Raw genomic sequence first — 25,392 nt, forward strand, 5'->3', positions numbered from 1 at the left:
GGTGAATGGACTCAGTTGATATTGCAATGGCGCTGACCTTCGTGGTGATCGCGTCCACTGTCGTCCTGTACGCCGTCGAGCGGTACGCGATTGAAACAATAGCTCTCGGGTCCGTTTCCGCCTTCATTGTCATCTTTTCGGTTTTTCCGGTCGAGCGACCGGACGGTTCGCTTATCACCACTGGCGACTTCCTGTCCGGCTTCTCAAATCCGGCGCTGATAACGGTCATCTGCCTCCTGATCATCGGCCAGGGACTGTTCCAGACGGACGCGCTGGAAGCACCGGCAAAGGCGATCGTCAAGATGACGCGCGGACGGTCGCTGCGGGCTGCAATCCCTGTTCTCCTGACTGTCGCGGCGCTCAGCGCATTCTTGAACAACACCCCTGTTGTGGTGATGTTTCTGCCGATCCTGACTGCTGTTGCCGCCACGGTCGGCCAGTCGCCGGCCCGTGTTCTGATGCCCCTGTCTTTCCTCGCGATCCTTGGCGGCATGACGACGTTGATCGGCTCGTCGACCAACCTGCTGGTAGCAAATTTCGCGGCGCAAAGTTCCGATCTCAAACTGACCTTTTTCAGCTTCACGCCAATCGGACTGATCATCGCCGGTGTTGGCTCGATCTATGTGCTGTTCATCATGCCGAAGCTGCTTCCGGTGCGCAAAACCATGGCGGAAGAGTTCCAGAGTTCCTCCGGCAAGCAGTTTATCGCCCAGATCGAAATCACCTATGGTCATCCGCTGGTGGGCGTGGAATCCGTATCCGGCATGTTCCCGCAATTGAAGGACATGACGGTTAGACTGGTTCAGCGAGGCCAGAAGCCAATCCTGCCCCCGTTTGAAAACGTGGTGCTCTCTCCCGGCGATACGGTGATCGTGGCGGCGACGCGTGCAGCCCTTGCCAATGCTCTGGCTCGCCGGCAGCCGCTGATGGAAGCTGATTCAGATACCAGCAACTCCGGCCGCGAGACCCAGGCACCTGCCGGCACGATCAGCCTGGCGGAAGTGGTGGTGGCCCCCGCCTCCCGCCTGATGGGACGCACCTTGCCCCAGTCGGGCTTTTACACCGACACCGGCTGTCTGGTGATGGGCATCCAGCGCCGCAGCCGCATGCCGCGCATGGCGATGAACGACATTCGCCTGGAAGCGGGTGACGTGCTTCTTGTGGCCGGCAGCGAAGAGGCGATCGCGCGCCTGCGCGGTAATCGCGACGTGCTGCTGCTGGACTGGTCAATGGCCGAAGTGCCGCGCAAACGCTACGCGCCAAGGGCGCTTGTCATCTTCGCTCTTGTTGTCGCGCTGGCTGCCAGCGGTCTTATTCCCATTGTCACCACCGCCGTGGCAGGGACCTTCGCCATGATTGTGTCGGGTTGTCTCAACATCCGCCAGGCCATGCGCGCCATCGACAGCCGCATCTTCATGCTGGTGGGCGCTTCGCTTGCGGCTGCCGTTGCACTGGAGGGAACCGGCGGCGCCAATGCGATTGCCACCGGACTGGTTCATTTGCTCGCCGGAGCATCGCCGACCGTGATGCTCTCGGCCTTGTTCTTCATCGTGATGATCCTGACGAACTTCCTGTCGAACAACGCGGCGGCTGTCCTGTTCACACCGATTGCGATCAATCTGGCAAATCAGATCGGTGCGAGCCCCGAAGCCTTCGTCGTCTGCCTGATCATTGCGGCCAACTCGTCGTTTGCGACGCCGATCGGCTATCAGACCAACCTGATCGTGATGGGTCCGGGTCACTACAAGTTCAACGACTTTGTGCGGGCTGGAACACCGCTTGCGCTCATTTTATGGTTGACCTTCTCTCTGGTCGCGCCATGGTATTACGGACTATAGGACCGGGAATAGAAAACAAATCTAAAGGTTTCGCGGGACAAAACGGTGACACGGCACCCCACAGATCATCCGCAGTTCTACCTTACGGCGCCAGCGCCTTGCCCTTATCTTGAGGGAAAACAAGAGCGCAAGGTCTTCACCCATCTTGTCGGCCATGGCGCTCCCGCTCTCAACGAGGTGCTGACGCAGGGCGGTTTCCGGCGCAGTCAGAATATCGCCTACCGCCCGGCCTGCGAACGGTGCCAGGCCTGCATCTCGGTTCGCGTCCGCGTCGACGATTTCAAGTGGAGCAAGTCGTTCAAGCGGGTCTGGAAATCCGGATCGGACATCGTCGGCGCCCGTCTGCCGCCCAGCCCGTCTGCCGAACAATACGATCTCTTCCGCGATTATCTTCAGGCCCGACACGAGAACGGCGGCATGACGGAAATGAGTGTCCTCGACTACGCTATGATGGTCGAAGACACACATGTCGAAACGATTGTCCTGGAGTATCGCCAACGCGGTCCGAACAGCTTCATCACCGGAGCCGGCGAAGGCCCGTTGTTGGGCGTTGCCCTTTCCGACCAGCTCTCGGACGGGCTGTCGATGGTCTATTCCTTCTACGACCCCGACTACACCAAGACCCCGCTCGGCACCTACATGATCCTGGATCACATAGAGCGGGCCCGGAAAATGAACCTGCCCTACGTTTATCTTGGCTATTGGGTCAACGGCTCCCAGAAGATGGCCTACAAGGCCCGCTTCAAACCACAGGAACATCTTGGCCCCAACGGCTGGCTCGTTGTCGACGCTGAGGCCTATCAAACGGAACCGCATTCAGAGGAATGACTGTGTGGAAGGCGGCGCACGCCTGCCCTCTCCTCTACATTGCGGAAGCTCCCACCCCAACACCTCATCCTGAGGAAGCGCGTCAGCGCTGTCTCGAAGGATGGGCGAAACACACTTGAGCAAGTGGCCCATCCTTCGAGACGGACCTGACGATCCTCCTCAGGATGAGGTTGGAAGGGGGTGCTGCGCTCGGGAAACGGCTGATATTTTTATCGACATCACCGAACTGCGACGAGAGCGTTAAACCGTCGTGTTCCTAAGGAATAAACGAGCGGATCTGCCTGAAGACCGAGTGGAACATTTCCTCGGTGAGGCGGCCTGTGTTGGTGTTGTAGCGAGAGCAGTGATAACTGTCGAAAAGCGTCAGTCCCGTTCCGGGAAGCTCGTGCCGTGCGCCGTGGGCAAAGGCGAAAGATGCCCGACGCTGATCCAGGGCCGACAGAAATGTCTCATGCGCGATCCGGCCGAGAGCAAGCACAGCCTTGATCGACGGATTGGCGTCCAGCGTCGACAAAAGATACGGGCGGCAGGTCTTGATTTCCGCGCCGGTTGGCTTGTTCTGCGGCGGCAGGCAGCGCACCGCGTTGGTGATCATCGCATCCTTCAACTGCAGACCGTCGTCCGGCCGGGCCTTATAGGTCCCTTCGGCAAAACCGAATTCGATCATGGTCTGGTAGAGGAGATCTCCCGCATAGTCCCCTGTAAAGGGGCGGCCCGTGCAGTTCGCCCCTTTCATGCCCGGGGCCAGGCCGATGATCAGAAGACGCGGCGCGTCGGCTCCGAATGACGGAACCGGCGCGTTGTGCCAGTCGGGATAGGCAGCTTTCAGCTCTTCACGCAGGGCAACAAGGCGGGGACAGGCCGGACAATCTGATGGGGGATCGACTGGCCCATGGTCTGCGATATAGTCGGACATTGCCCGATCAAGCCTCAGTAGTCGTCATCCTCGTCGTCTTCATCGACTTGCGCGGGGGTCTGCGGACGGGCGGGACGTTCGGACGGATCACGGCCGATCTTGTTGGCAAGGCTGGCCAGATCGATGAAGTGGTCGGCCTGGCGACGCAGGTCGTCAGCGATCATCGGCGGCTGGGTCTTCAAGGTCGAAACCACGCTCACCTTGCGGCCCTTGCGCTGCAGCGCCTCAACCAGGGAGCGGAAATCGCCGTCGCCTGAGAACAGCACCACGTGATCAACGGACTCGACCAGTTCCATGGCATCGACGGCAAGTTCAATGTCCATGTTGCCTTTCACCTTGCGGCGACCGGCACTGTCGACAAATTCCTTCACCGGTTTGGTGATGACCTTGTAGCCGTTATAGTCAAGCCAATCGATCAGCGGACGGATGGAGGAATACTCCTGATCTTCGATCAGTGCGGTGTAATAGTACGCCCGCAGGAGATACGCCTGTCCCTGGAACTCTTTCAGCAAACGTTTGTAGTCGATGTCAAAACCAATTGCCTTGGCCGTTGAGTACAAGTTCGCTCCATCAATGAACAAAGCAACTTTTTCTCGAGCGTCAAACATCTTATTTGAAACCTTTCCGAGTCATACACGTCGCTCTTGCAATTTGGCGTAGAAGGAACTGGCTTCCCGCGACCAATTCCACGCACACTCTATAAGGCGACGTATATTTTGCTGTAAGTTTACCGCGTATTCCGTGGCGTCACACAGCTTATCGTTTTGTTTTGTCAACGGCCTTCTGATTCTGAAAAGGGCCGTTACTAGTGGCCTACACCATTATATTGGAGTGCCGCAATGCAAAAGCGAGTAGCCTGCACCAAATCAGACAAAAAAACCGCGGATTCTTTGCCTATGCGTTCCGGGATCTGACCTCCTCCTCTCAAATTTGACAAGGGGTTGCTTTTTGGAAACGTGAACACTATACGCTGGTTCTTCAAGTTCCTTAAGCCTATGGAGACGTCGAATGGCGCGCGTGACCGTCGAGGACTGCATCGACAAGGTCGAAAACCGGTTTGAGCTGGTGCTGCTTGCTGCGCATCGCGCTCGCATGATCTCGAGCGGCTCGCCGCTGACCATTGACCGTGACAACGACAAGAACCCCGTTGTTGCGCTGCGCGAGATTGCCGAGCAGACCGTCAGCCCGGAAGACATGAAAGAGGACCTGATCCACTCGCTGCAGAAATATGTGGAAGTGGATGAGCCCGAGGCCGAAGCCGTGCCGATGGTTCCGTCCTCGAACCAGCATCAGATGACGCAGGTCAACAACGTTGACGACAGTGCGGTTGAATTCGACCGCATGTCGGAAGAAGACCTTCTGCGCGGCCTCGAAGGCCTCGTTCCGCCGGAGCGGACCGACGACGTCTGATTTGAGTTCACAAGTTCGTCTGAAGCGCGACGGGGTTTCCTCGGCGCTTCGGGCGATTTTTGTCTGTCCCGCTGATGTCTCAGCCGTTTGCCAGGGTCGGTTGCGGCCATGATGCGTCAATACGAACTCGTTGAACGAGTTACGCGCTACAATCCGGACGCCGACGAAGCCTTGCTCAACAAGGCTTACGTCTATGCCATGCAAAAGCATGGTACCCAGACGCGTGCGTCTGGCGACCCCTATTTCTCCCATCCGCTTGAAGTTGCCGCGATCCTCACGGACCTGCGCCTGGACGACGCGACCATTGCCGTTGCCTTGCTGCATGACACGATCGAGGACACCGACGCGACCCGGGCCGAGATCGACTCCCTGTTCGGCGAGGAAATCGGCAAGCTGGTCGAAGGCCTGACAAAGATCAAGCGCCTGGACCTGGTTTCCCAGAAGGCCAAGCAGGCAGAAAACTTCCGCAAGCTTCTGCTTGCGATTGCCGATGACGTCCGCGTGCTTCTGGTCAAGCTGGCTGACCGTCTGCACAACATGCGCACGCTCCACCACATGCCGGAGCACAAGCGTGGACGGATCGCGGAAGAAACGATGGAAATCTATGCGCCGCTCGCCGGACGCATGGGCATGCACGATATGCGCGAAGAGCTGGAAGACATTGCCTTCCATACGCTCAACCCCGAAGCTTATGAAACCATCACCGATCGTCTGGTCGATCTGCGCGAACGCAACCGCGATCTGATCCTGGACATCGAGACAACGCTGACCGAACGCCTTAGCGAACGGGGAATGGCCGCCCTCGTGAAGGGCCGAGAAAAACGCCCCTACTCCATCTTTCGCAAGATGCAGCGAAAGGCTATCGGCTTCGAGCAGCTGTCCGATATCTACGGGTTCCGCGTCACTGTCGGCACCGTGGAAGCCTGCTACCGCGTGCTGGGTGTCATTCACACGACCTGGCCGACCGTTCCCGGCCGGTTCAAGGACTATATCTCCACGCCCAAGCAGAACGACTACAAGTCGATCCACACCACGATTGTCGGACCGTCCCGCCAGCGTGTGGAACTGCAGATCCGGACCATTTCCATGGACCGGGTGGCGGAATACGGTATCGCCGCACATGCGCTTTACAAGGACGGCGAATTCGGCGGACGCAATATTGCCCGGCATACGGAAGACTGCCGCGCCTTCGAATGGCTGCGCCGCACGACTGAACTGCTGGCTCAGGGCGACACGCCGGAAGAATTCCTGGAAAACACCAAGCTGGAACTTTTCCATGACCAGGTTTTCTGCTTCAGCCCAAAGGGCCGTCTGATCGCCCTGCCCCGCGGCGCGACGCCGATCGATTTCGCCTATGCGGTTCATACCGGTATCGGCAACACATGTGTCGGCTGCAAGATCAACGGCAAGATCATGCCGCTGGTGACCGAGCTGCATAACGGCGACGAGGTCGAAATCATCCGTTCGCCCGCGCAGACCCCGCCACCGGCCTGGGAAGCGATTGCCGTTACCGGCAAGGCCCGCGCCGCGATCCGCCGCGCCACCAGGGAATCCGTGCGCAAGCAATATGGAGCCCTTGGCGAACATATTCTGAAGCGCGCATTCGCCAGAGCCGAAAAAGCCTATTCGGAAGACCTGCTGGAAGCGATCCTCGATCTCCTGCACCAGGCCAGCGTCGCCGACTTGCTGGCTGCCGTCGGACGCGGGGATCTTTCCGCCCAACTGGTTCTGAAATCGGCTCACCCGGACTATCAGGACGAGCGCGTTGCCATTTCCGGCCCGCCACTGGAAGAAGGCTGGTTCGGCCTGAAACAGGGTCACGGACTGAAGTTCCGCATTCCGCCCGGCGAACTGGATGCAGACAAGGCAGCTGCCGGCGAGAGTGGCGAGCCTGAAGAAGGTCCTGCCCTTCCCATTCGTGGTCTGTCCGGCGACATCCCGGTTACTTTTGCTCCCGATGGCGGTGCTGTTCCCGGCGACCGTATCGTCGGCATCTTGACCCCGTCCGAAGGACTGACCATCTATCCAATACAATCGCCGTCCCTGAAGGAATTCGACGACCAGACGGAGCGCTGGGTCGACGTTCGCTGGGACATCGACGTCAACAATCCGGAACGGTTCCCAGCACGTCTGGACATTTCGGCTGCAAACGAACCTGGTTCCCTGGCAACCATCGCGCAGGTGATCGGCGAAAACAGCGGCAACATCGACAACGTCAAGATGATGCAGCGAGCCTCGGACTTCCATCAGATGATCATCGATCTTGAAGTCTGGGACCTGAAACACCTGAACAGGATCATAAATCAGCTGCGAACCAAGCCTAATGTTTCCAGCGTCAGCCGTGTGAACGGCTAGATTACAAACGGTAGCAGGCACATAAGGACAAGGCGGCTTGCCGGTGAGTGACACAGCCGCTTGACCATGGAAGACCCGCCGCCGCCAAAGAATTTGAGGGGATCTGATAATGACACGCGATGAAGTTCTGGCCGTATTCCGCGAGGCCGGCGCCTTTCTGGAGGGGCACTTCATTCTGACCTCCGGTCTGCGCAGCCCGGTATTTCTGCAGAAGGCCCGCGTGTTCATGTATCCGGACAAGACGGAAAAGCTCTGCAAGGCACTCGCCGACAAGATCCGCGCCTCCGGCCTGGGTCAGATCGACTACATCGTATCTCCGGCGCTCGGTGGTCTTATTCCGGGCTACGAAACCGCCCGCCATCTTGGCGTTCCCGCCATGTGGGTGGAGCGTGAGGACGGGGAGTTTCGACTGCGCCGCTTCGAAATGCCGCAAGGCGCCCGTGTCATTGTTGTAGAGGATATTGTCACGACCGGCCTATCGAGTCGGGAAACGGTAACCTCGTTGAAAGCTCTTGGTGCTGAAGTCCTCGGTGTTGCCTGCTTGATCGACCGCTCCGGCGGCGAGGCTGACGCCTCGGTTCCGGTGATTGCTCTGGCAGAATACAAGGTTCCGGCCTATGAACCTGACAACCTGCCGCCGGAACTTGCCGCCTTGCCAGCTGTCAAACCTGGCAGCCGCGGACTGAGCTGAACGATAAAAGACGGGAACGAACCTTAGACCATGCTGTTTCGCCGGAGAAATAGGCCAACACGGATTGAGCGACTGCGCGTTGCCGTCTGGCCCCGGAACAGCTGGGCGCGGTCGACCCGCTATTTCGGCAAGCGCGTCTTGCGCCTCACGGCGACACCCCACGCGATTGCCCTTGGCTTTGCCGCGGGTGCCTTCGCTTCATGCACGCCTCTTGTCGGCTTCCATTTCCTGACCGCTTTCGCACTTGCCTACCTGGTGCGCGGCAACATGATAGCAGCAGCGCTTGGAACGTCCGTCGGCAATCCACTGACGTTCCCGTTCATTTGGGCCTTCACCTTCAAAATCGGGCAGTGGATCATCCACGGGCGCGCTCCAAAGGCGGACCCGCATCAGGTTCACCAGCAGTTTCAGCAAGGTCTTTTCGAAAAATCTCTCGACGCGCTCTGGCCAATGCTCAAACCGATGTTCATCGGTGCGGTTCCTCTTGGATTGATCGTTGGAACGGTCTCCTATGTGGTCGTTTACAAGAGCGTCGAGGTCTACCAGCGCCGCCGCAGAAACAAGCTGGCCGACAAGGGCGCCGGCAAACATGGCCGTTTGTTCCCTGCCCCGGGCAACACTGTCGAAGAAGACGGCAGCGCTTGATTTTCGAGGACCACCTGTCCAACTAAGACCGGGACCAAGAACCCATCCCGCCGCAACCTGGAAAGCAAGGCCATGATCCTTGGAATTGGCAGCGATCTGATCGATATCCGCCGGATCGAGAAAACACTCGAAAGATTCGGCGAGCGCTTTACCAACCGGGTCTTCACCGAAATCGAGCGGACAAAATCTGACAAGCGCGCCGAGCGCGCTGCATCCTATGCAAAACGGTTTGCGGCCAAGGAAGCCTGCTCGAAGGCACTTGGCAGCGGCATTCGCATGGGAGTCGCCTGGCGGGAAATGGGCGTGGTGAACCTTCCTTCCGGCAAACCCACCATTGCCCTGACCGGTGGCGCTGCCGAACGATTGCAGGCAATGGCGCCTGCCGGTTTCAGGACCACCATTGATCTGACCATTACGGATGATTATCCGCTTGCGCAGGCATTTGTCGTGATTTCAGCCTGGCCTACCGACTGGCCCGAGCCGCAAAAGGCGGATTCCCCCTGAAAGCCCTGCCTTAAGGGCCTTCCTCTCATTGCGTCGGCAGGCGCTAGCGGATAAGAGTCCGGCTGTGAAAGGCGCTGCCGAACAGAACGCCGGACGATTTTGATCAAGGGACAAGATGAGCGTGACGGAAAACAAGAAGGATAAGGACAGCGGCCTCGCCGAAACCATCAAGGTTGTTGTCCAGGCGCTGTTGCTTGCCCTGATCGTGCGAACATTCCTGTTCCAGCCGTTCAACATTCCGTCCGGCTCGATGAAGGACACCTTGCTGGTTGGCGACTATCTGTTCGTCTCCAAATACAGCTACGGATACTCACGCTTTTCCTTCCCCTTCGGCCTGGGCCCCTTCAGCGGCCGGATCTGGTCCGCCGAGCCAGAGCGGGGAGATGTCGCCGTTTTCAAGCTGCCGACCGATACGTCCATTGACTACATCAAGCGCGTGATCGGCCTGCCGGGCGATACCATCCAGGTCATCGAGGGCGTGGTGCATATCAACGGCGAACCGGTCAAACGCGAGCGGATCGACGACTACATCGAACAATCGCCCTCTGGTCTCGTGCGCCGGGTGCCGCGCTACCGGGAAACCCTGCCGAACGGCGTTTCCTACGAAACCCTGGACCTGACCACGCGCGGAGAGGTGGACAACACCCGCGAGTACAAGGTGCCCGAAGGCCATTACTTCATGATGGGCGACAACCGCGACAACTCCATCGACAGCCGTTATCTGAACAGGGTCGGCTACGTTCCGTTCGAAAACTTCATGGGTCGTGCCGAAATCCTGTTCTTCTCCGTCAAGGACGGAACTCCTGCCTGGCATATCTGGTCCTGGCCGTGGAGCGTTCGCTGGGAACGGATTGGCCGGACACTCTAACCGGGGCTTTGGCGGAACGCCGCCGAAGCAGGCTGCATGAAAAGACAACTGCATCAACCAGGTCCGATTTCGGCCCTGAAAACGGCACTGCAATATGAGTTTCAGGACCTGGAACTCCTGCGGGTCGCGCTGACCCATGCCAGTGCCCTTGCACCGTCTGAAACAGTGTCGGGCAGTTATCAGCGTCTGGAATTCCTTGGAGACCGTGTTCTCGGCCTCGTGATAGCTTCCATGCTGCACAAGCATTTTCCCAAGGCTGACGAAGGTGAGTTGGCGCGGCGTTTCAACCACATGGTCAAGCGCGAAACCTGCGCGGAAATTGCCCAGGAACTTGGTGTCGGCGATGCGATGCGCATCGGGCTTGCAGAAGCACAGACCGGGGGCCGGAAGAAAACTGCCCTGCTCGCCGATATTTGCGAGTCGGTCATTGCCGCGATTTACCTGGACGGCGGGTTTGAGGCGGCCGAAAGCTTCATTACGCGCCTTTGGGAGCCGCGTATGCTATCCTGGTCGGGTCCACTGCGCGACGCCAAGACAACGCTGCAGGAATGGGCACAATCGAAGAGCCTGCCGACACCGCGATATGATGTAACAGGCCGGGACGGACCGGACCACGCACCGAATTTCACCGTGTCGGTGACCGTTCAGGGACTGCCGCCAGGCGAAGGCAAGGGTGGCTCCAAACGGATTGCGGAACAGAATGCGGCAGAGGCCGTATTGCGCCGGGAAGGCGTCTGGAAGGAATAAGACAGCTTGAACGATAACACGACCAACGATGGTCCGATGGACGAAGATGACGACAACGGCTTTCAGGCCCCCACCGGCCGATTTGACATGCCGCTGCCCGAGCCGCTGCCGGAGATGCCTGCTGATACCAGGGCGGGTTTCATTGCCCTGATAGGCGCGCCCAATGCCGGCAAATCGACGCTGATCAATCAGCTTGTCGGCACCAAGGTCTCCATCGTTACGCACAAGGTGCAGACAACACGCACCATTGTGCGTGGCGTGGCCATGCACGGCGCGGCACAGCTGGTGTTCATCGACACGCCGGGCATTTTCAAGCCCAAGCGCCGGCTCGATCGCGCCATGGTCGACACCGCCTGGGGCGGTGCGCGCGATGCCGACCTGATCGCGCTTCTGGTCGATGCCCGCAAAGGCCTGACCGAGGAAGTGGAGAACATCCTCAAGCGCCTGTCCAGCCAGCAGGCACCGAAGGTTCTGATCCTCAACAAGACCGATGTCGCCAAGCGTGAAAAACTTCTTCAGCTGGCGCAGAAGATCAACGAATTCGTCTCTTTTGAAGAAACCTTCATGGTATCGGCTCTGACCGGCGACGGCACCGAGACCATCCTGGACTATTTCGCGTCCAAGGTTCCGGACGGCCCCTGGCTCTTTCCGGAAGACCAGCCGTCGGACCTGCCCCTGCGCATTCTTGCGGCCGAAATCACCCGCGAAAAGCTGTTCGAGCGCCTGCATGAGGAACTGCCCTATATCTCCACCGTGGAGACGGAACAGTGGCAGGCCCGCAAGGACGGGTCGGCCCGGATCGAACAGACCATCTACGTGGAGCGGGACAGCCAGAAGTCCATCGTGCTCGGTAAACGCGGACAGACGATCAAGGCGATTTCACAGTCAGCGCGCGAAGAGCTCTCGGAAATCATCGAAGCTCCCGTTCATCTGTTCCTGTTCGTGAAGGTTCGGGAGAACTGGGCGGACGATCCGGAGCGTTACCGGGAAATGGGACTGGAATTTCCGAAATAATTTGCGCGGATCGCCGAATCCGCCAAACTCCCGGCCTGACATGAAACGGGAAACGGCCCTTGGAATGGAGCGGACGCGGCGTGGTGCTGACCACCCGCAAACACGGCGAAAACGATGTCATTCTGGAGACCATGACGCTGGATCATGGCCGCCACCTCGGCCTTGTGCGTGGTGGTCGTTCCCGGCGGCACCGGCCTGTCCTGCAGCCCGGCAACGAGCTAACCCTCACCTGGAAGGCGCGCCTTTCCGACCATCTTGGTCAGTATCACATAGAGCCGGAAACCCTGCGAGCGGGTGACCTCATGACCAGCAGTCTCGGTCTGGCCGCGCTTCAGCATCTGGCCTTTCTGCTTCGCCTCCTGCCCGAAAGACATGCCTACCCGAGACTGTTCAATGCGCTGACCGTGGTTCTGGACCATCTGGAGGCTTCGGACGCGGCAGCCGCGCTTCTGATCCGTTTCGAGCTTGAGGTGTTGCGCGACCTCGGCATCGGTCTCGATCTTTCGTCCTGCGCCGCCACCGGCAGCAACGAAGACCTTGCCTATGTCTCACCAAAATCCGCCCGTGCGGTCTGCCGGGAAGCCGGCACGCCCTACCATGACCGCCTGCTGCCCCTGCCCGGCTTTCTTCTTGAGGGGCAACGACAGGCCGGCAGTGAGCTAACCTGGGCCGATGTTACCCAGGGGTTCGACCTGACAAGCTTTTTTCTGAACAGATACCTGCAGGAACATGGCACCAGGGACGGCGGCACGCGAAGCCAGGTGCTGACCGCCCTTGAAAAGCGTTACCGAACCGATTTTCCCTGGAATTTCTGAAACTCCAGAAACACGCCCTAATTTGCTTCCGGCTGCTGCGGCTGCCACAGCGAACTGCCCTCGCCTTTCGGAAGAAGGATCATCTCAACGACACCGAAGACCCCACTCAGCGGTACATACCCGATGTAGTCTGTAAAACGACTATCGACGGAGTTGTCTCGATTGTCGCCCATTACAAACAGATGACCGTCGGGCACGACATATTCTCTTGTCGTGTCCATTTCTCCTTGCGGATCGAGATCCAGAACTTCGTAACTTCTGCCGTTCGGCAAAGTTTCCCTAAATCGCGGAGCAGAGATCTCTGAGCCGTCTCGATGCTCGTAGCGATAGTCTGCAAGGGCCTGACGTGGAACAGGCACATCATTGATCAGCACCACGCCGTCCTGAAGCCGTATGCGCTCGCCAGGCAAGCCGATGACCCTTTTCATATAATCGTTCGCTCTTTTGGCGGCGATAGTGAAAACGATTACGTCTCCGCGGACTGGCTCATAGTGCTCGCCCATTGAGGGGAAGATTTTGTCGGAAGAACAACTTCATCGACCTCCAGGGTCGGACGCATGTTGCTTGAAAGATTGGAATAGGTTTTCAGGCGCAGCAGGTAAAAATCGTTCCAGGACACCGCGACCGCGACCAGAACCAGCGCTACCAAACCGACCAAGAGCCAGCGAAAAGATTTGCGTTTGGAAGCCATGCCCCCCCCCAGCAAAGGAACCACACGATTGGCAGTGCGGCTGAATAAACCTTTCAACGGTCTAAGGGACGGTGCTGATTCCTACAATCCTTTCCTGCAACCAAAGGTATTTAGACGACGCGCCTTCATCCTGCCTGGGCAGCCTCCAAAGCAACCGGAGGGTCGTCCGATTGCATTGTGCCGCTGGAAAGGGTCATGCCTTTGGTAAACAGGCGTCCAAGATCCGCTTCGGAAAGCGGCCTGGAAAACAGGTAGCCCTGCACTTCGCTTGTGCCGAGACTTTTTAGAACGGACAGTTCTTCTTCCGTTTCAACGCCTTCGACAACGCAGGCAATGCCCATGTCGCGGCTGAGGGCCAACAGCGACTTGACGATGCCATATCCGGCTGTATCCGGCCGAATACCGTGGACGAAACTTCGATCGACCTTGATGCAGTCGAGGGGCAGCTTGTGAACATGGGAAAGGCTCGAATAACCGGTGCCGAAATCGTCGAGTGACAGACGGATCCCGGTTTCCTTCAAGGCGAGGATCGCCCGGCACGCTTCCTTGAAATCCCACATCACGGAAGTTTCCGTCACTTCGCAATGCAGTCGCCCTGGCTCAAATCCGAAGCTCTCCAACAGGTCGAGTATCTCCTGCACGAAACCACGGGACGACAGGTTGCTTGCCGACAGGTTGAAAGACAGCTTCAGATCGGCTGGCCAGTGACGAGCGGCTTCAAGCGCCTTGCGCAACAAGACCAGCGTCAGCCTGTTGATCACTCCGCAACGTTCGGCAATGGGGATGAACTCACCTGGCGGCACATTGCCCAGCAACGGACTGTTCCAACGGGCAAGACATTCCACACCCGTAATCCGATTGTGTGCCACATCCACGATCGGTTGAAAGGCAACCGACAATTCGGCTTCAATATCCGCCGACTGCAGCGCCTGGGTAACTCTGGCGTGGGACAGCATCTGTTCGCTGTGGCGCGGTCCGAAGACGGCAACCGGCTCGTTCCGATTGAGTTTTGCTTCCTGGAGAACGTAGACGGCGTGTTCCAGCAGGTCCGTCGGTGACAGAACGCTTTCATCCAGATGAGCTATACCGGCGGCATAGTTCAGCTTCATGCTGGCTTCCGGCAGTTGGCAACTCTCTGCAAACAGTTCGTCAAAGAAACTGCTGACGTCCGAAAAGGCTGCTTCGTCCCCAACGGCTAATAGAGCGAATTCGTCACCGGCAATCCGGGCCACGAACATTTGCGGTGCGAGCTTGGATTTCAGCCGCCGCACGACCTCAAGAAGGATCTGATCTCCGGTGTTGAGCCCATAGATGTTGTTGATGGCCCTGAGGCCTCCCAGATCGAATACACATAACGACAGCGGTTCTCCCGACTGGCGAGCCAACCTGAAGCTTTGGTCCAGTTCCAGAAGAAAGCAACGCCGGTTCGGCAGACCGGTCATGTGATCGTGGTTCGCGATGTAGTAGTTCAGATCACTCAGTTTCTGGGTTTCATCCTGCTTGTGTTCCAGTTCCTCGGAATGACGTTTCAGATCCCTGCCCGTGCGGATCAGTTTGATGAAGCCGCGATAGTGGTTGTTCAGGATGAAGAAGGCCCCCATGGAAGCCGCTATTCCATAGAGCGCGAAATAGGTGAAGACATTCTCGCCTGCGATGGCAAAGTATATAAAATACAAGGTGTTGGCGCAGAAGGCGTTGATGAGGGCAACCGCGCGAAAATGGATCAGGCAGAAAAGCAGCACCAGATTGGCGACGGCAATCGTGAAGACCACCTGAACCTGCAGGTATGGCCCGCCATAGGGAAAAAGCGACAGAACCCAGATCGAGAAAATCGCAGGCGAAACCACCGCCAGGACCTTGGCCTGCTTCTGCCAGGCAAGAATTTCAGCGTGGCTCGGCGTTTCTTTCTGGCGCCTGCGAACCGTCACGATCCGCTGCACGGCGAAGGCGGTCACGAGTAGCGGCACCACAAGCGTCAGAGCGATCGGAGCAACCGACCAGTGCGTCACCGATAAACCCCAACCGCCAGCCAGGCTCATCATGTAGAGGAACGGTGTCTGGCGCTGGATGAACTGATATTGCGCAAGGGCAACGTCCGGATCGCCACTATCACCAGCAACCCACGTTTTGAAAGCCGTCAAGGCCGACGTCAACCAGTTTGAACCCATTCAGGCATGTTCCAAAGTTTAACCGGGCATCGGTAAAATCCGCAGCCTTTCTTGGATTAATACCGGTCTCTCCTTGACATGACATTAAGGAAGCTTCGCAGTTTTCGATATTTTACTTCGAGTTTTTCTTTGAATGGACTTCTTGCTCGCACGCCTTCCGTACTCTCCTACCCTCGCCTGCGGTGGATAGAAATTCACCCACAGACGTGTGAAATCCGTTGAAAATCCGCTGTTCCCGGCCATTCGAGGCAGTTAGCGAATTGCACCTCGTGCCTGAAACAGCTAGCAAGCAAGTATGGGAAAAGAGACGACACCGCCGCCAAGCGGCATTGAGAGCATCAATCTCAAGAATGCGCTGGAAGAGCGCTATCTGGCCTATGCCTTGTCGACCATCATGCACAGAGCCTTGCCGGATGTGCGCGACGGTTTGAAACCGGTGCACAGGCGCTTGCTTTACGCGATGCGCCTTTTGAAACTGGACCCTGGGTCCGGCTTCAAGAAATGTGCCCGTGTTGTTGGTGACGTGATCGGTAAATATCACCCGCACGGCGACCAGGCGGTCTACGATGCCCTCGTTCGTCTCGCCCAGGACTTCGCACAGCGCTATCCGCTGATCGACGGACAGGGCAACTTCGGCAACGTTGACGGCGATAACGCGGCTGCCATGCGTTATACCGAAGCGCGCATGACCGACACGGCCAAACGGCTGCTGGACGGCCTGGACGAGAACGCCGTTGATTTCCGTGAGACCTATGACGGTGAGGACAAGGAGCCGATCGTTCTGCCGGGCGGTTTCCCGAACCTTCTCGGCAACGGTTCGTCGGGCATTGCCGTTGGCATGGCGACCTCCATTCCGCCGCACAATGCGTTCGAGCTCTGTGAAGCCTGCCAACACCTGATCAAGAACCCGAATGCGGAAACCGGCGAGCTGCTGGAGTACATCAAGGGCCCGGATTTCCCGACCGGCGGCCTTCTGGTGTCGGACCAGGGGTCCATTCGCGAGGCCTATGAAACCGGACGCGGCAGTTTCCGCGTTCGTGCCCGCTGGGAAGTGGAAGATCTCGGCCGCGGACAATGGGCAATCGTCGTCACCGAGATCCCCTATCAGGTGCAGAAATCACGCCTGATCGAAAAGATCGCCGAACTGCTGACGGCGCGCAAGCTGCCGCTTCTGGACGATATCCGCGATGAATCTGCCGAAGACATCCGCATCGTCCTGGTGCCGCGTTCGCGCAATGTCGACGCAAATATCCTCATGGAATCCCTGTTCAAGCTGACGGACCTGGAAAACCGGTTCTCCTTGAACATGAATGTCCTTTCCATGGGCAAGGTGCCGATGGTCATGGGCCTGAAACAGGTCCTGCGCGAATGGCTGGATCACCGCAAGGAAGTGCTGATCCGCCGTTCGGAGTACCGTCTCGGCCAGATCAACCATCGTCTGGAAGTTCTGGAAGGCTATCTTGTTGCCTATCTGAACCTTGACGAGGTCATCCGCATCATCCGTGAAGAGGACGAACCCAAAGCCGAACTGATGCGGACTTTCGAGCTGTCGGACGTTCAGGCGGAAGCCATCCTCAACATGCGCCTGCGCTCCTTGCGCAAGCTTGAAGAAATGGAAATCCGCAAGGAACACGACAAGCTGTCGGCCGAGAAGGACGACCTGACCAAACTGCTCGGTTCCGATGCGCGTCAGTGGACCAAAATCTCCAAGGAAATTGCGGAAATCTCCAAGGTCTATGGCCCTGAAACCGAAATCGGCAAGCGCCGGACCGACAAGTCCGAAGCTCCGGAAACGGACCTGATCGACATCCAGCAGGCAATGATCGAAAAGGAACCCATCACCGTCATCATTTCCGAAAAGGGCTGGATCCGGGCGATGAAAGGTCACCAGACGGACCTTTCCGGTGTTGCGTTCAAGCAGGGCGACAAACTGAAACTGTCACTCCACGCCGAGACGACGGACAAGATCCTGCTGTTTTCCACCGGAGGCAAGTTCTTCACGCTTGGTGCCGACCGCCTGCCTGGCGGACGAGGCCATGGCGAGCCGATACGCCTGATGGTGGAAATGGACGAAGCACAGGACGTGGTCAACGCCTTCGTTCACAAACCTGGCCGAAACCTGCTTCTGGCAACCACCGAAGCGCGTGGTTTTGTCGTCAGCGAGGACGACGTCGTTGCCAACACGCGCAAGGGCAAGCAGGTTCTCAACCTCAGCGCTCCGGCGGAAGCCTCGATCTGTGTCGAGGCATCGGGTGACCAGGTGGCCATCATCGGTGAAAACCGGAAACTGCTGGTATTCCCGATGGCACAGATCCCGCAAATGGGTCGCGGCCGCGGCGTGCGCCTGCAGCGCTACCGGGACGGCAACATCTCGGACATTCGGGTCTTCAAGGGCGAAGACGGCCTGACCTGGACCGATAGTTCCGGCCGCAGTTTTACCCGGACAATGGAAGAGCTTGCGGACTGGCGCGGCGAACGCGGTCAGGCCGGTCGCCTGCCGCCCACGGGCTTCCCCCGGTCGAACAAGTTCGGGCCCAGCAAGCTTTAAGGCAAAACCCCCGGTCGTTTTCCGATCGGGCTAAGCCATGCTGGCGGCGCAAAGCTGCCGCCAGTGACCGGGTGTCATCCCGAATGTTCGCTTGAAGTGACGTGTCAGATGACTTTGATCCGCAAAGCCGCTGGCAAAGGCCGCGTCGGCAAGTGACGCTCCCTGATGCAGCTCGGTCTTGGCCTTCTCAAGACGCCGCATGACGAGATATCGGTGCGGGCTCGTTCCAAAGACCTTTCGAAACTGCCGCGACAGGGAAAACCTGTCCATCTGCGCCAGGTCCTCCAGTTCCTCCATGGCTATACGGTCTGCACAGCCTTCTCTCAAGTACTCGGCGCAGGCCTTCAGGGACGGCCAGTTCAATGAGGAGACACCTGCCATGCGGTCATCGGCATGACGAGCCAGGCAAGCTGCCAGATCCGCAATCAGGCAGTCGCGCCGGAAAGGCCCCATCTCGTGATCGATATCGGTCAGGGCGTCCGCCAGATCTTTCCTGAAGCCTGCGTCGGAGATGACGGGTGAGCCGATAAACGGCAGGCGCGCGTTGCCCGAGGCAGCCAGGGTTTCACAAATCAGCTCCGGTGGAATGTAGATCATGCGGTAGCGGAGCCCGCGTTCAGACCCTGCACCACCATCATGCAGTTCGTCCGGATGAATGACGATCACCTGCCCCGGCAGCGAAGCACGTTTCTCACCGCGATAACTGAAGGTCTGTACGCCGCTCAGGGTCAAACCGATGGCGTAGGTGTCGTGCCGGTGAGGTGTAAAGCCGTTGCCGTGAAACCGGGCGTCAATGCGCTCGATCCCCTCTTCCGGTGGCGCTACCTGGATCCTGTCCACTTCCACTTCGCACAAACGTTCAAGACCACTCGGCTTCGGCTCCGCTAGGTCCTTGCTTTCGCCTTCAAGATGAAATCCCCGCGTGGAGTTGAAAGTCATGTTCGAAACCAAGTTCGTCGTTGTTGTCCGAGAAGATCTCGCTGTCTGGCAGAAGCTGAATGTGACTGCTTTCCTGTCAACCGGCGTTGCCGCTGCAAAGCCCGGCATAATCGGCGAACCCTATAGCGATGCGGCGACCAATGTCTATCACCCGATGAGTGTTCAGCCGATCATCGTCCTGAGTGCCGACGCGGAAACACTCGGCAAGATCCACAGGCGGACGCTGGACCGTTCAGTTCCGGCAAGTCTTTACATCGAGGAAATGTTCTCCACGGGCCATGACAGTGCGAACCGGGAGGTCTTTTCGCGCTTTGGCCCGGATGATGCGAAGGTGGTCGGCATTGCCTTTCATGCGGACAAGAAGGTCGCAGACAAAATTTCCAAGGGCGCGAAGATGCATGCCTGAACACCTTCAGACTTTGCAGGCCTCGAAAATTACCCCCTCCCGCCTTCTTCAAAAGTCGGATCAATCTTCACTCGACTGCGCATGTCTTTTCCGGGCACTGTGGGGCAAAGAAAACCCGGGAGGACTCATGATAGGGGCGTTCACGTTCAACACCAGTCAGCGCATCGTCTTCGAAAATGGAGCCGCTGCGAACCTGGCAAGCCACGCGGCTTCCTTTCTGGGGCCGCGCCCCTTTCTGGTAACGGATCCCGGCATTGTTTCCCTCGGCCTGCAGGCGTCCTGCGAGGCATCCCTGGTCGGAGCAGGGCATGAAATCGCCCGGTTCAGTGACGTCGTCGCCGATCCGCCGCGGTCCCTGGTCGATGCCGCCGTGGACGCGGCCCGCTCGCACGGCGCAACGTCGATCATCGGGTACGGCGGAGGTTCCTCCCTGGATGTCGCAAAGCTTGTCGCGCTGCTGCTGGGCAGCAACGAGGACCTGGACGAAGCCTGGGGCATCGGAAACGCCAAGGGGCCACGACTGCCCCTGATCCTCGTTCCGACCACAGCAGGAACCGGCTCCGAGGTCACTCCGATCTCTATCATTACAGTCGGGGATGAGGAAAAGCGCGGCGTCGTGTCTCCTTTCCTTCTTCCCGACCTTGCGATCCTCGACCCACTGCTCACACTTGGCCTGCCGGGCCCTGTCACTGCGGCAACGGGGATAGATGCCATGGTCCACGCGATCGAGGGATACGCCTCGAAATCCGTGAACAACAACCCCGTCTCCCGAACGCTTGCCGTTGAAGCCTTGAAGCTGCTTGGCGCCAACATTGAAAAGGCCGTATTCACACCGGACGACAGGGACGCACGTGGCGCAATGTTGCTCGGCTCCATGCTTGCCGGCATGGCCTTTGCCAATTCACCGGTGGCCGCGGTTCATGCGCTTGCCTATCCCATCGGCGGCACGTTTCATGTCCCTCACGGGCTATCCAACGCGCTGGTTCTGCCCCATGTCCTGAAGTTCAATAACACCGTTGCTTCAGAAACTTATGCCGAGATTGCGCCAATTGTTTTCCCTGCACTTGCCGAGGTAAGCGACGCCAGGGCGCGCTCTGATCTGTTCGCAGATAACCTGGCAGACCTGGCAGTAAAACTGGGCCTTCAAACACGCCTGCGCGATGTCGGTATCAGCGAGACCGATCTGCCCAAAATGGCGAGCGACGCCATGAAGCAAACCCGCCTGCTGGTCAACAACCCGCGGGAACTTGGCGAAACGGACGCGCTTGAAATCTACAGGGTGGCGCTATGAACTTCACAGCTCCTCCACAAGCGGCCAGACCGGAACCTCTAAACAAGTCCGAATTCAAAGTTTTTCAACATATCCCCACAAGGTGGATGGATGTGGACATCTACGGGCACGTCAACAACGTTCAGTATTTGAGCTTTTTCGATACGGCTGTTAACAGCTGGTACGTGGATAAGAAACTGCTCGACCCGCTAAAGAGCCCCGAGATCTTTCTGGTGGTGGAAACCGGCTGCCATTACTTCGCCGAACTAACCTTTCCCGCCATCATATCCGCAGGACTGAAGGTTGAAAAACTTGGCTCAACTTCTGTAATTTTCAGGGTTGGATTGTTTGCCGGCGAAAGCGAGACGACAGCAGCTCACGGCCGCTTTGTCCATGTCCACGTGGCCCGTGAAACACGCAGACCCTGCCCTATTCCAGACTGGAAACGGGAAATCCTGGAAGGTTTGACGGCTTAGATACCGGACAAGTCAGGCGAGACGGTTACGCTGTGAATGATCACAGGCAATCCACGGGAAAAGTCCGGGATGGGCGTTTCCACTACCCACAGGCACTGCACAGCTCTTCCACACGTTATGCGCAAGCTTTCAACAGGTTACGCACAGTCATGGAATTGTCACGCAGCGCCGCTGTGGATAGCGAAAATCAGCTGAAGTTCTTCATCAAGCGGGACTTTTCGCGCTGCCAATCGCGTTTCTTCTCAGTCTCGCGCTTGTCATGCAGCTTTTTACCCCGGGCAAGGGCCAATTCCAGCTTTGCCCGGCCCTGCTCATTGAAATAGAGCTTGAGTGGGACAATCGTCTTGCCGTCCTTCTGGACGGCACCAGCCAACTTGCCGATCTCGCGCTTGTGCAACAGCAATTTTCGCGGACGGCGCGGTTCGTGATTGAACCGATTGGCCTGCAGGTATTCCGGAATATAGACGTTGTAGATCCAGATCTCGCCCTTATGTTCGGCGGCGTAGGATTCTGCAATATTCGCCTTGCCGTTGCGCAGCGATTTGACCTCGGTGCCCTTCAGCTCGATGCCTGCTTCCAGCGTATCTTCGATTTCGAAATTGAACCGGGCTTTCCGGTTGTCGGAAATGATTGTCCGCCCCGGATCGCCCCCTTTTCTCGGAGCCATTTTTTTCCTTCCGGCGCCAGCGCCTTGAAGTTCGGTTCGTCTCGAAAAGACAAACAATCGAGACGAACGTCAGTTCCCGGCAGCCAGTGCCATTCCTTTTCCGGTCAGTTGATCAGCCCTGCGTGTGCCATTGCAGCGCGGATCTCGGCTTGTGCTGCTTCCGTCACCGGCAGAAGAGGCAGCCGCAGCTCTTCGTCCACCTTGCCAAGCAGGGAAAGCGCATATTTTGCGCCGCCCGGGCTCGGCTCCAGGAACATGGCCCGGTGTAGCGGCGCAAGCCGGTCCTGGTATTCCAGCGCCTTTTTGTAGTCACCGGCAAGCGTGGCAGCCTGGAATTCGGCACACAGGCGCGGCGCAACGTTTGCGGTCACCGAAATGCACCCGACACCGCCGTGAGCATTGAAAGCAAGTGCGGAGATATCTTCACCGGACAGCTGGACGAAATCCGGTCCACACAGATGGCGCTGACGGCTGGCCTTTGCCATGTCAGCCGTTGCATCCTTGACACCCTTGATGTTCTCGCAGGTTTCAAACAGCTCTGCCATCGTTTCCGGCAGCATGTCGACAATCGACCGGCCAGGAATGTTGTAGATGAAGATCGGGATGCCGACGGCATCGTTGACGGCCTTGAAATGGGCCTTCATGCCAGCCTGGTTCGGCTTGTTGTAGTAAGGCGTCACGACCAACAGGGCATTGGCGCCGGCCTTTTCGGCGTGTTGCGCGAAGTCGATTGCTTCGATCGTATTGTTGGAACCTGCGCCCGCCATGACGGGAACGCGGCCCGCGGCCGCTTCTACACACAGTTCGACAACCCGCTTGTGTTCATCATGGGTCAGCGTCGGGCTTTCGCCGGTCGTGCCCACGGGCACGAGACCGGAGGAACCTTCAGCGATCTGCCAGTCCACGAACTCCTGAAACCGTTTCTCATCAAGCGCTCCGTCCTTGAACGGGGTAATCAGCGCTGGAATTGAACCTTTAAACATCTCGGTTTCCTCTTGGATGACTGTCGTGGTTCCGACGGGCGGAAGGGCATCTGTTTCAGATGGAGGCGCAACATACTCATCTGCCGAACAAGGAGCAATGGTTCCAATGCTATAGAACTGCTGCTTTTCGACTTTTCTTGCCTTAACTGCGCTCTTCCAGCGACACCTGGCCTCATCTTTTCAATGCCTGATACGAAGTCTTCCTATTGGCACCCGCCCGCAATCCACTCTATCTTTGAAAAAAACAACTTTTGGATGGAAACGTTACGGGAGACACCCATGACTTCTGCGCCGCAAGAAGCGCTTGTCAGCTCCAGCACCGCCCCGATGCCCCCAGTAGTAGACTTTACCTGGAAAAGCCCGGATGGCCTTACCTTGTCAGGCTGCGAGTGGCCGTCTGCCAAACCGGATTCGGAAGGGGCAGCGTCGCCAATTCCCGTTCTCTGCCTGCCGGGGCTTTCCAGAAATACACGAGATTTCAATGAGATCGCGCGTTTCCTTCAAACTTGCGGCCACAGGGTCATCGCCCTCGACTACAGGGGACGAGGCAAGAGCGACTGGGATCCCGATTGGCGCAATTACGCCTTGACCGTTGAAGACAAGGACATCGATGCTGCCATTGCGGAACTTGGACTGGACCGTTTTGCCGTTCTTGGAACTTCACGGGGTGGCTTGCATGCCCTGGCAATGGGCTTGCGTTATCCCGCATCCCGAATGGCGGCCGTGATCTTCAATGACATTGGTCCGCATATCGAGATGCGCGCGATCCACCGGATAGCCGCAACACTCGGCCACCACATGAAATGCGCCTCCCATGAAGACGTCGCAGCCAACCTGGAACACACGCTCGGATATCAATTCCCTGCCTTCGTAAAGGCTGACTGGCTCAAGCTGGCCGGCCAGCTTGCGAGCGAGCAGGACGGACATGTGATGATGGACTACGACCCCGCCCTCGCCCATCAATTGGCAAGTCTCGATGATGCCACGCCCACACCCGACCTCTGGCCTCTTTACGAAAAGCTGACCGACAGACCGGTTCTGGTGCTTCGCGGCGAACATTCGGATCTGCTGAGCCCGGAAACATGTCGGCGGATGACGGACAACCACCCGAACGCCACAGCAAAAACCATTCCCGGCCAAGGACATGCCCCTGTTCTGTGGGATGGCGAGACGCACAAGACGATTTCGGATTTTCTGAAAAGCGTTTGAATCTGGCGGCCACCTGGCCTTGTTCCGCTTAGCTCTTCTGAGCTTTTGAGCTTTTGAGCTTTTGAGCTTTTGAGCTTTTGAGCTACAGCGACACTCTGTGCGTCGCATTTTACAGTTCTTTTTGCCCGACAAGACAAAAGAAAACCCGGCGTTTCCGCCGGGTTTTCCATCAAACCTCGAGTGAGGATTGATTAGAAGGTGCGCTGCATACGAACACCGAAGAGGAGTTCGTCAACGTCAGACGCAGAGCTCGGGTCGGTGTTGGCGTAACCAACGTCAGCACCCATTACGAAGCCAGAGACCGGCTCCCACTGTACGGAACCGTCGATTGCCCAACGGGTCAGGTCGGTTGCGCCGTTCGGCTGATCGATGTCCATGTAGGAACCGTCGAGAGCAAGACCGATCGTGGAAGTTGCCTGGATGTAAGCACCAGCCGACAGGGAGTAGCCGGTGGAGGTGCCGCTGGTCGGGCCGTAATCGGAGACTGCTACGCCGCCAACGGTGCTGCCTGCGCCGATGTAGGACAGAGCGCCGTCTGCGTAGAAGCCCTGGAAGAAGATGTTGGAGCCCGGGGAAGCCATCGGGATGTTGACAGCAACACCACCGCCGATTGCCCAACCGAAGGAATCGTCAGCACCGTTGTTGGTTGCGCCGGTCTGGTGTGCGTTTGCACGATCCGGGTAAACCTGGTGCAGAGCACCGGACAGCTGTGCAGAACCCCAGCCCTGGGAAACGCCGAGAGCAGCGACCAGGTCCGGTGCACGAGTGCCGCCGTAGGTGCCAACTTCACGATGCGAACGATCTTCCAGAGCGATCGTAGCGGAGAAGCCGTTGCCGAAAGCTGCGGTGTAAGCGATCTGGTTGACCGTCTGGTCGGACCAGTTACGGCTGACAACACCCATGAAGGTCTGACCGGTGAAGATGTCGAAGTTCGAGGTCAGAAGACCTGCGGTCAGGCCGCCCCACTGGATGTAGGCGTTATCGAGGCTGGCAGAGTTAACTGCGTTCGTAACGGTCGAGTACATGGAGACATATGCACGCAGGGTACCGAATTCGGTTGCAGTGCGAGCGTCCAGGTACAGGTAGCCGCGAGACAGCCAGGAGTAGCCGTCGGAATCACGGTTGCCCCAAGCGCCGTTGTCCAGCGTGTTGTTGACGATTACCTGGGTACGAACACGGCCGCCAACGCGGAGGCAGGTTTCGGTGCCCGGGATGTAGTAGAAGCGTGCGCCGTAAGCGTCACAGACGCGAACGTAATCAACCGGCTCCGGAGCAACCGGAAGATCGGCTGCCTGTGCGGTGGTGGCAGCAGCAGCAGCTGCAGCGCCGAGCATCAAGCTCTTGAGTTTCATATCTGACCTCCAATCAGTCATTTCAATTGGCACCAAAGAAAAGCGCCATTGT

At 58.1% G+C, this 25,392-nt stretch carries 25 protein-coding genes; 16 read left to right on the top strand and 9 right to left on the bottom strand.

Annotated features, from left to right (window positions below; translation table 11 throughout):
• Positions 1-5 precede the first annotated feature (5 nt).
• Both HEP89_RS25580 and HEP89_RS25585 read left to right on the top strand, forming a co-directional pair.
• Positions 6-1,838: an SLC13 family permease gene (locus tag HEP89_RS25580; RefSeq protein WP_168693339.1), complete on the top strand. Its 1,833-nt coding sequence runs from the start codon at positions 6-8 to the stop codon at positions 1,836-1,838.
• Positions 1,839-1,883: 45 nt separating this feature from the next.
• Complete coding sequence (locus HEP89_RS25585) at positions 1,884-2,666, top strand: arginyltransferase (protein ID WP_023014479.1); 783 nt, start codon at positions 1,884-1,886, stop codon at positions 2,664-2,666.
• Positions 2,667-2,922: 256 nt separating this feature from the next.
• Here HEP89_RS25585 and HEP89_RS25590 read toward each other — a convergent pair whose 3' ends face one another.
• Entirely contained in the window at positions 2,923-3,582 is a 660-nt protein-coding gene (locus HEP89_RS25590) for a uracil-DNA glycosylase (protein WP_023003791.1), read from the bottom strand.
• A 14-nt stretch (positions 3,583-3,596) separates the two neighbouring features.
• A complete protein-coding gene (locus HEP89_RS25595; protein WP_023003790.1) occupies positions 3,597-4,190 on the bottom strand; it encodes an NYN domain-containing protein in 594 nt (197 codons plus the stop codon).
• A 400-nt stretch (positions 4,191-4,590) separates the two neighbouring features.
• Here HEP89_RS25595 and rpoZ point away from each other — a divergent pair, with 400 nt between their 5' ends.
• From rpoZ to recO, 9 genes are all read left to right on the top strand, one after another.
• Positions 4,591-4,992 (top strand): DNA-directed RNA polymerase subunit omega, encoded by a 402-nt coding sequence (gene rpoZ / locus HEP89_RS25600; RefSeq protein ID WP_023003789.1) that lies wholly within the window; start codon positions 4,591-4,593, stop codon positions 4,990-4,992.
• Positions 4,993-5,100: 108 nt separating this feature from the next.
• Complete coding sequence (locus HEP89_RS25605) at positions 5,101-7,347, top strand: bifunctional (p)ppGpp synthetase/guanosine-3',5'-bis(diphosphate) 3'-pyrophosphohydrolase (protein WP_023003788.1); 2,247 nt, start codon at positions 5,101-5,103, stop codon at positions 7,345-7,347.
• Between the two features lie 109 nt (positions 7,348-7,456).
• The gene (gene pyrE / locus HEP89_RS25610) at positions 7,457-8,038 is read left to right on the top strand and encodes an orotate phosphoribosyltransferase (RefSeq protein WP_023003787.1); all 582 of its coding nucleotides are present in this window, start codon (positions 7,457-7,459) and stop codon (positions 8,036-8,038) included.
• A 30-nt stretch (positions 8,039-8,068) separates the two neighbouring features.
• Positions 8,069-8,683 (top strand): DUF2062 domain-containing protein, encoded by a 615-nt coding sequence (locus HEP89_RS25615; protein ID WP_031270631.1) that lies wholly within the window; start codon positions 8,069-8,071, stop codon positions 8,681-8,683.
• Between the two features lie 72 nt (positions 8,684-8,755).
• On the top strand, positions 8,756-9,187 hold the full coding sequence (gene acpS / locus HEP89_RS25620) for a holo-ACP synthase (protein WP_062489162.1): 432 nt from the start codon (positions 8,756-8,758) through the stop codon (positions 9,185-9,187).
• A 115-nt stretch (positions 9,188-9,302) separates the two neighbouring features.
• On the top strand, positions 9,303-10,055 hold the full coding sequence (lepB, locus tag HEP89_RS25625) for a signal peptidase I (RefSeq protein ID WP_168693340.1): 753 nt from the start codon (positions 9,303-9,305) through the stop codon (positions 10,053-10,055).
• Positions 10,056-10,091: 36 nt separating this feature from the next.
• On the top strand, positions 10,092-10,802 hold the full coding sequence (gene rnc, locus HEP89_RS25630; protein WP_023003783.1) for a ribonuclease III: 711 nt from the start codon (positions 10,092-10,094) through the stop codon (positions 10,800-10,802).
• A gap of 87 nt (positions 10,803-10,889) precedes the next feature.
• Positions 10,890-11,816, top strand: a complete 927-nt coding sequence (gene era, locus HEP89_RS25635; protein ID WP_197923311.1) for a GTPase Era — start codon at positions 10,890-10,892, stop codon at positions 11,814-11,816.
• Between the two features lie 59 nt (positions 11,817-11,875).
• A complete protein-coding gene (gene recO / locus HEP89_RS25640) occupies positions 11,876-12,631 on the top strand; it encodes a DNA repair protein RecO (protein WP_168693341.1) in 756 nt (251 codons plus the stop codon).
• A 17-nt stretch (positions 12,632-12,648) separates the two neighbouring features.
• On the opposite strand, the gene lepB (HEP89_RS25645) is transcribed toward recO, so the two are convergent.
• The 3 genes from lepB (HEP89_RS25645) to HEP89_RS25655 all read right to left on the bottom strand — a co-directional run bounded on the left by lepB (HEP89_RS25645) (position 12,649) and on the right by HEP89_RS25655 (position 15,463).
• Positions 12,649-13,134 (bottom strand): signal peptidase I, encoded by a 486-nt coding sequence (gene lepB, locus HEP89_RS25645; RefSeq protein ID WP_168693342.1) that lies wholly within the window; start codon positions 13,132-13,134, stop codon positions 12,649-12,651.
• Positions 13,098-13,322 carry a hypothetical protein gene (locus tag HEP89_RS25650; protein ID WP_168693343.1) on the bottom strand — a complete coding sequence of 75 codons (225 nt, stop codon included), beginning with the start codon at positions 13,320-13,322 and terminating at the stop codon, positions 13,098-13,100. The genes lepB (HEP89_RS25645) and HEP89_RS25650 overlap by 37 nt, the downstream gene beginning before the upstream one ends.
• Before the next feature lie 125 nt (positions 13,323-13,447).
• Positions 13,448-15,463, bottom strand: coding sequence for an EAL domain-containing protein (locus HEP89_RS25655; RefSeq protein WP_168693344.1), 2,016 nt, complete (start codon positions 15,461-15,463; stop codon positions 13,448-13,450).
• 322 nt (positions 15,464-15,785) lie between these two features.
• Between HEP89_RS25655 and parC the strand changes: the two genes are divergently transcribed.
• Positions 15,786-18,038, top strand: a complete 2,253-nt coding sequence (gene parC / locus HEP89_RS25660) for a DNA topoisomerase IV subunit A (protein WP_062489170.1) — start codon at positions 15,786-15,788, stop codon at positions 18,036-18,038.
• A gap of 30 nt (positions 18,039-18,068) precedes the next feature.
• On the opposite strand, the gene HEP89_RS25665 is transcribed toward parC, so the two are convergent.
• Complete coding sequence (locus HEP89_RS25665; RefSeq protein WP_168693345.1) at positions 18,069-18,977, bottom strand: AraC family transcriptional regulator; 909 nt, start codon at positions 18,975-18,977, stop codon at positions 18,069-18,071.
• On the opposite strand from HEP89_RS25665, the gene HEP89_RS25670 reads away from it, so the two are divergent.
• The 3 genes from HEP89_RS25670 (at position 18,976) to HEP89_RS25680 (ending at position 21,129) form a co-directional block, all read left to right on the top strand.
• Positions 18,976-19,383: a DUF2000 family protein gene (locus tag HEP89_RS25670; RefSeq protein WP_168693346.1), complete on the top strand. Its 408-nt coding sequence runs from the start codon at positions 18,976-18,978 to the stop codon at positions 19,381-19,383. The two genes, HEP89_RS25665 and HEP89_RS25670, sit on opposite strands and share 2 nt — an antisense overlap.
• A gap of 127 nt (positions 19,384-19,510) precedes the next feature.
• Complete coding sequence (locus HEP89_RS25675) at positions 19,511-20,674, top strand: iron-containing alcohol dehydrogenase (RefSeq protein ID WP_197923290.1); 1,164 nt, start codon at positions 19,511-19,513, stop codon at positions 20,672-20,674.
• Positions 20,671-21,129: a thioesterase family protein gene (locus HEP89_RS25680; protein ID WP_168693347.1), complete on the top strand. Its 459-nt coding sequence runs from the start codon at positions 20,671-20,673 to the stop codon at positions 21,127-21,129. The genes HEP89_RS25675 and HEP89_RS25680 overlap by 4 nt, the downstream gene beginning before the upstream one ends.
• A 187-nt stretch (positions 21,130-21,316) precedes the next feature.
• On the opposite strand, the gene smpB is transcribed toward HEP89_RS25680, so the two are convergent.
• Both smpB and dapA read right to left on the bottom strand, forming a co-directional pair.
• Complete coding sequence (smpB, locus tag HEP89_RS25685) at positions 21,317-21,796, bottom strand: SsrA-binding protein SmpB (protein WP_023003773.1); 480 nt, start codon at positions 21,794-21,796, stop codon at positions 21,317-21,319.
• A gap of 104 nt (positions 21,797-21,900) precedes the next feature.
• The gene (gene dapA, locus HEP89_RS25690; RefSeq protein WP_023003772.1) at positions 21,901-22,779 is read right to left on the bottom strand and encodes a 4-hydroxy-tetrahydrodipicolinate synthase; all 879 of its coding nucleotides are present in this window, start codon (positions 22,777-22,779) and stop codon (positions 21,901-21,903) included.
• Positions 22,780-23,058: 279 nt separating this feature from the next.
• Between dapA and HEP89_RS25695 the strand changes: the two genes are divergently transcribed.
• The gene (locus HEP89_RS25695; RefSeq protein WP_168693348.1) at positions 23,059-23,988 is read left to right on the top strand and encodes an alpha/beta hydrolase; all 930 of its coding nucleotides are present in this window, start codon (positions 23,059-23,061) and stop codon (positions 23,986-23,988) included.
• Between the two features lie 191 nt (positions 23,989-24,179).
• On the opposite strand, the gene HEP89_RS25700 is transcribed toward HEP89_RS25695, so the two are convergent.
• Positions 24,180-25,340 (bottom strand): porin, encoded by a 1,161-nt coding sequence (locus tag HEP89_RS25700; RefSeq protein WP_168693349.1) that lies wholly within the window; start codon positions 25,338-25,340, stop codon positions 24,180-24,182.
• Between the last annotated feature and the right edge of the window lie 52 nt (positions 25,341-25,392).

Origin of the sequence: Labrenzia sp. 5N (assembly GCF_012395805.1) — a bacterium.
Taxonomy (GTDB): domain Bacteria; phylum Pseudomonadota; class Alphaproteobacteria; order Rhizobiales; family Stappiaceae; genus Roseibium; species Roseibium algicola.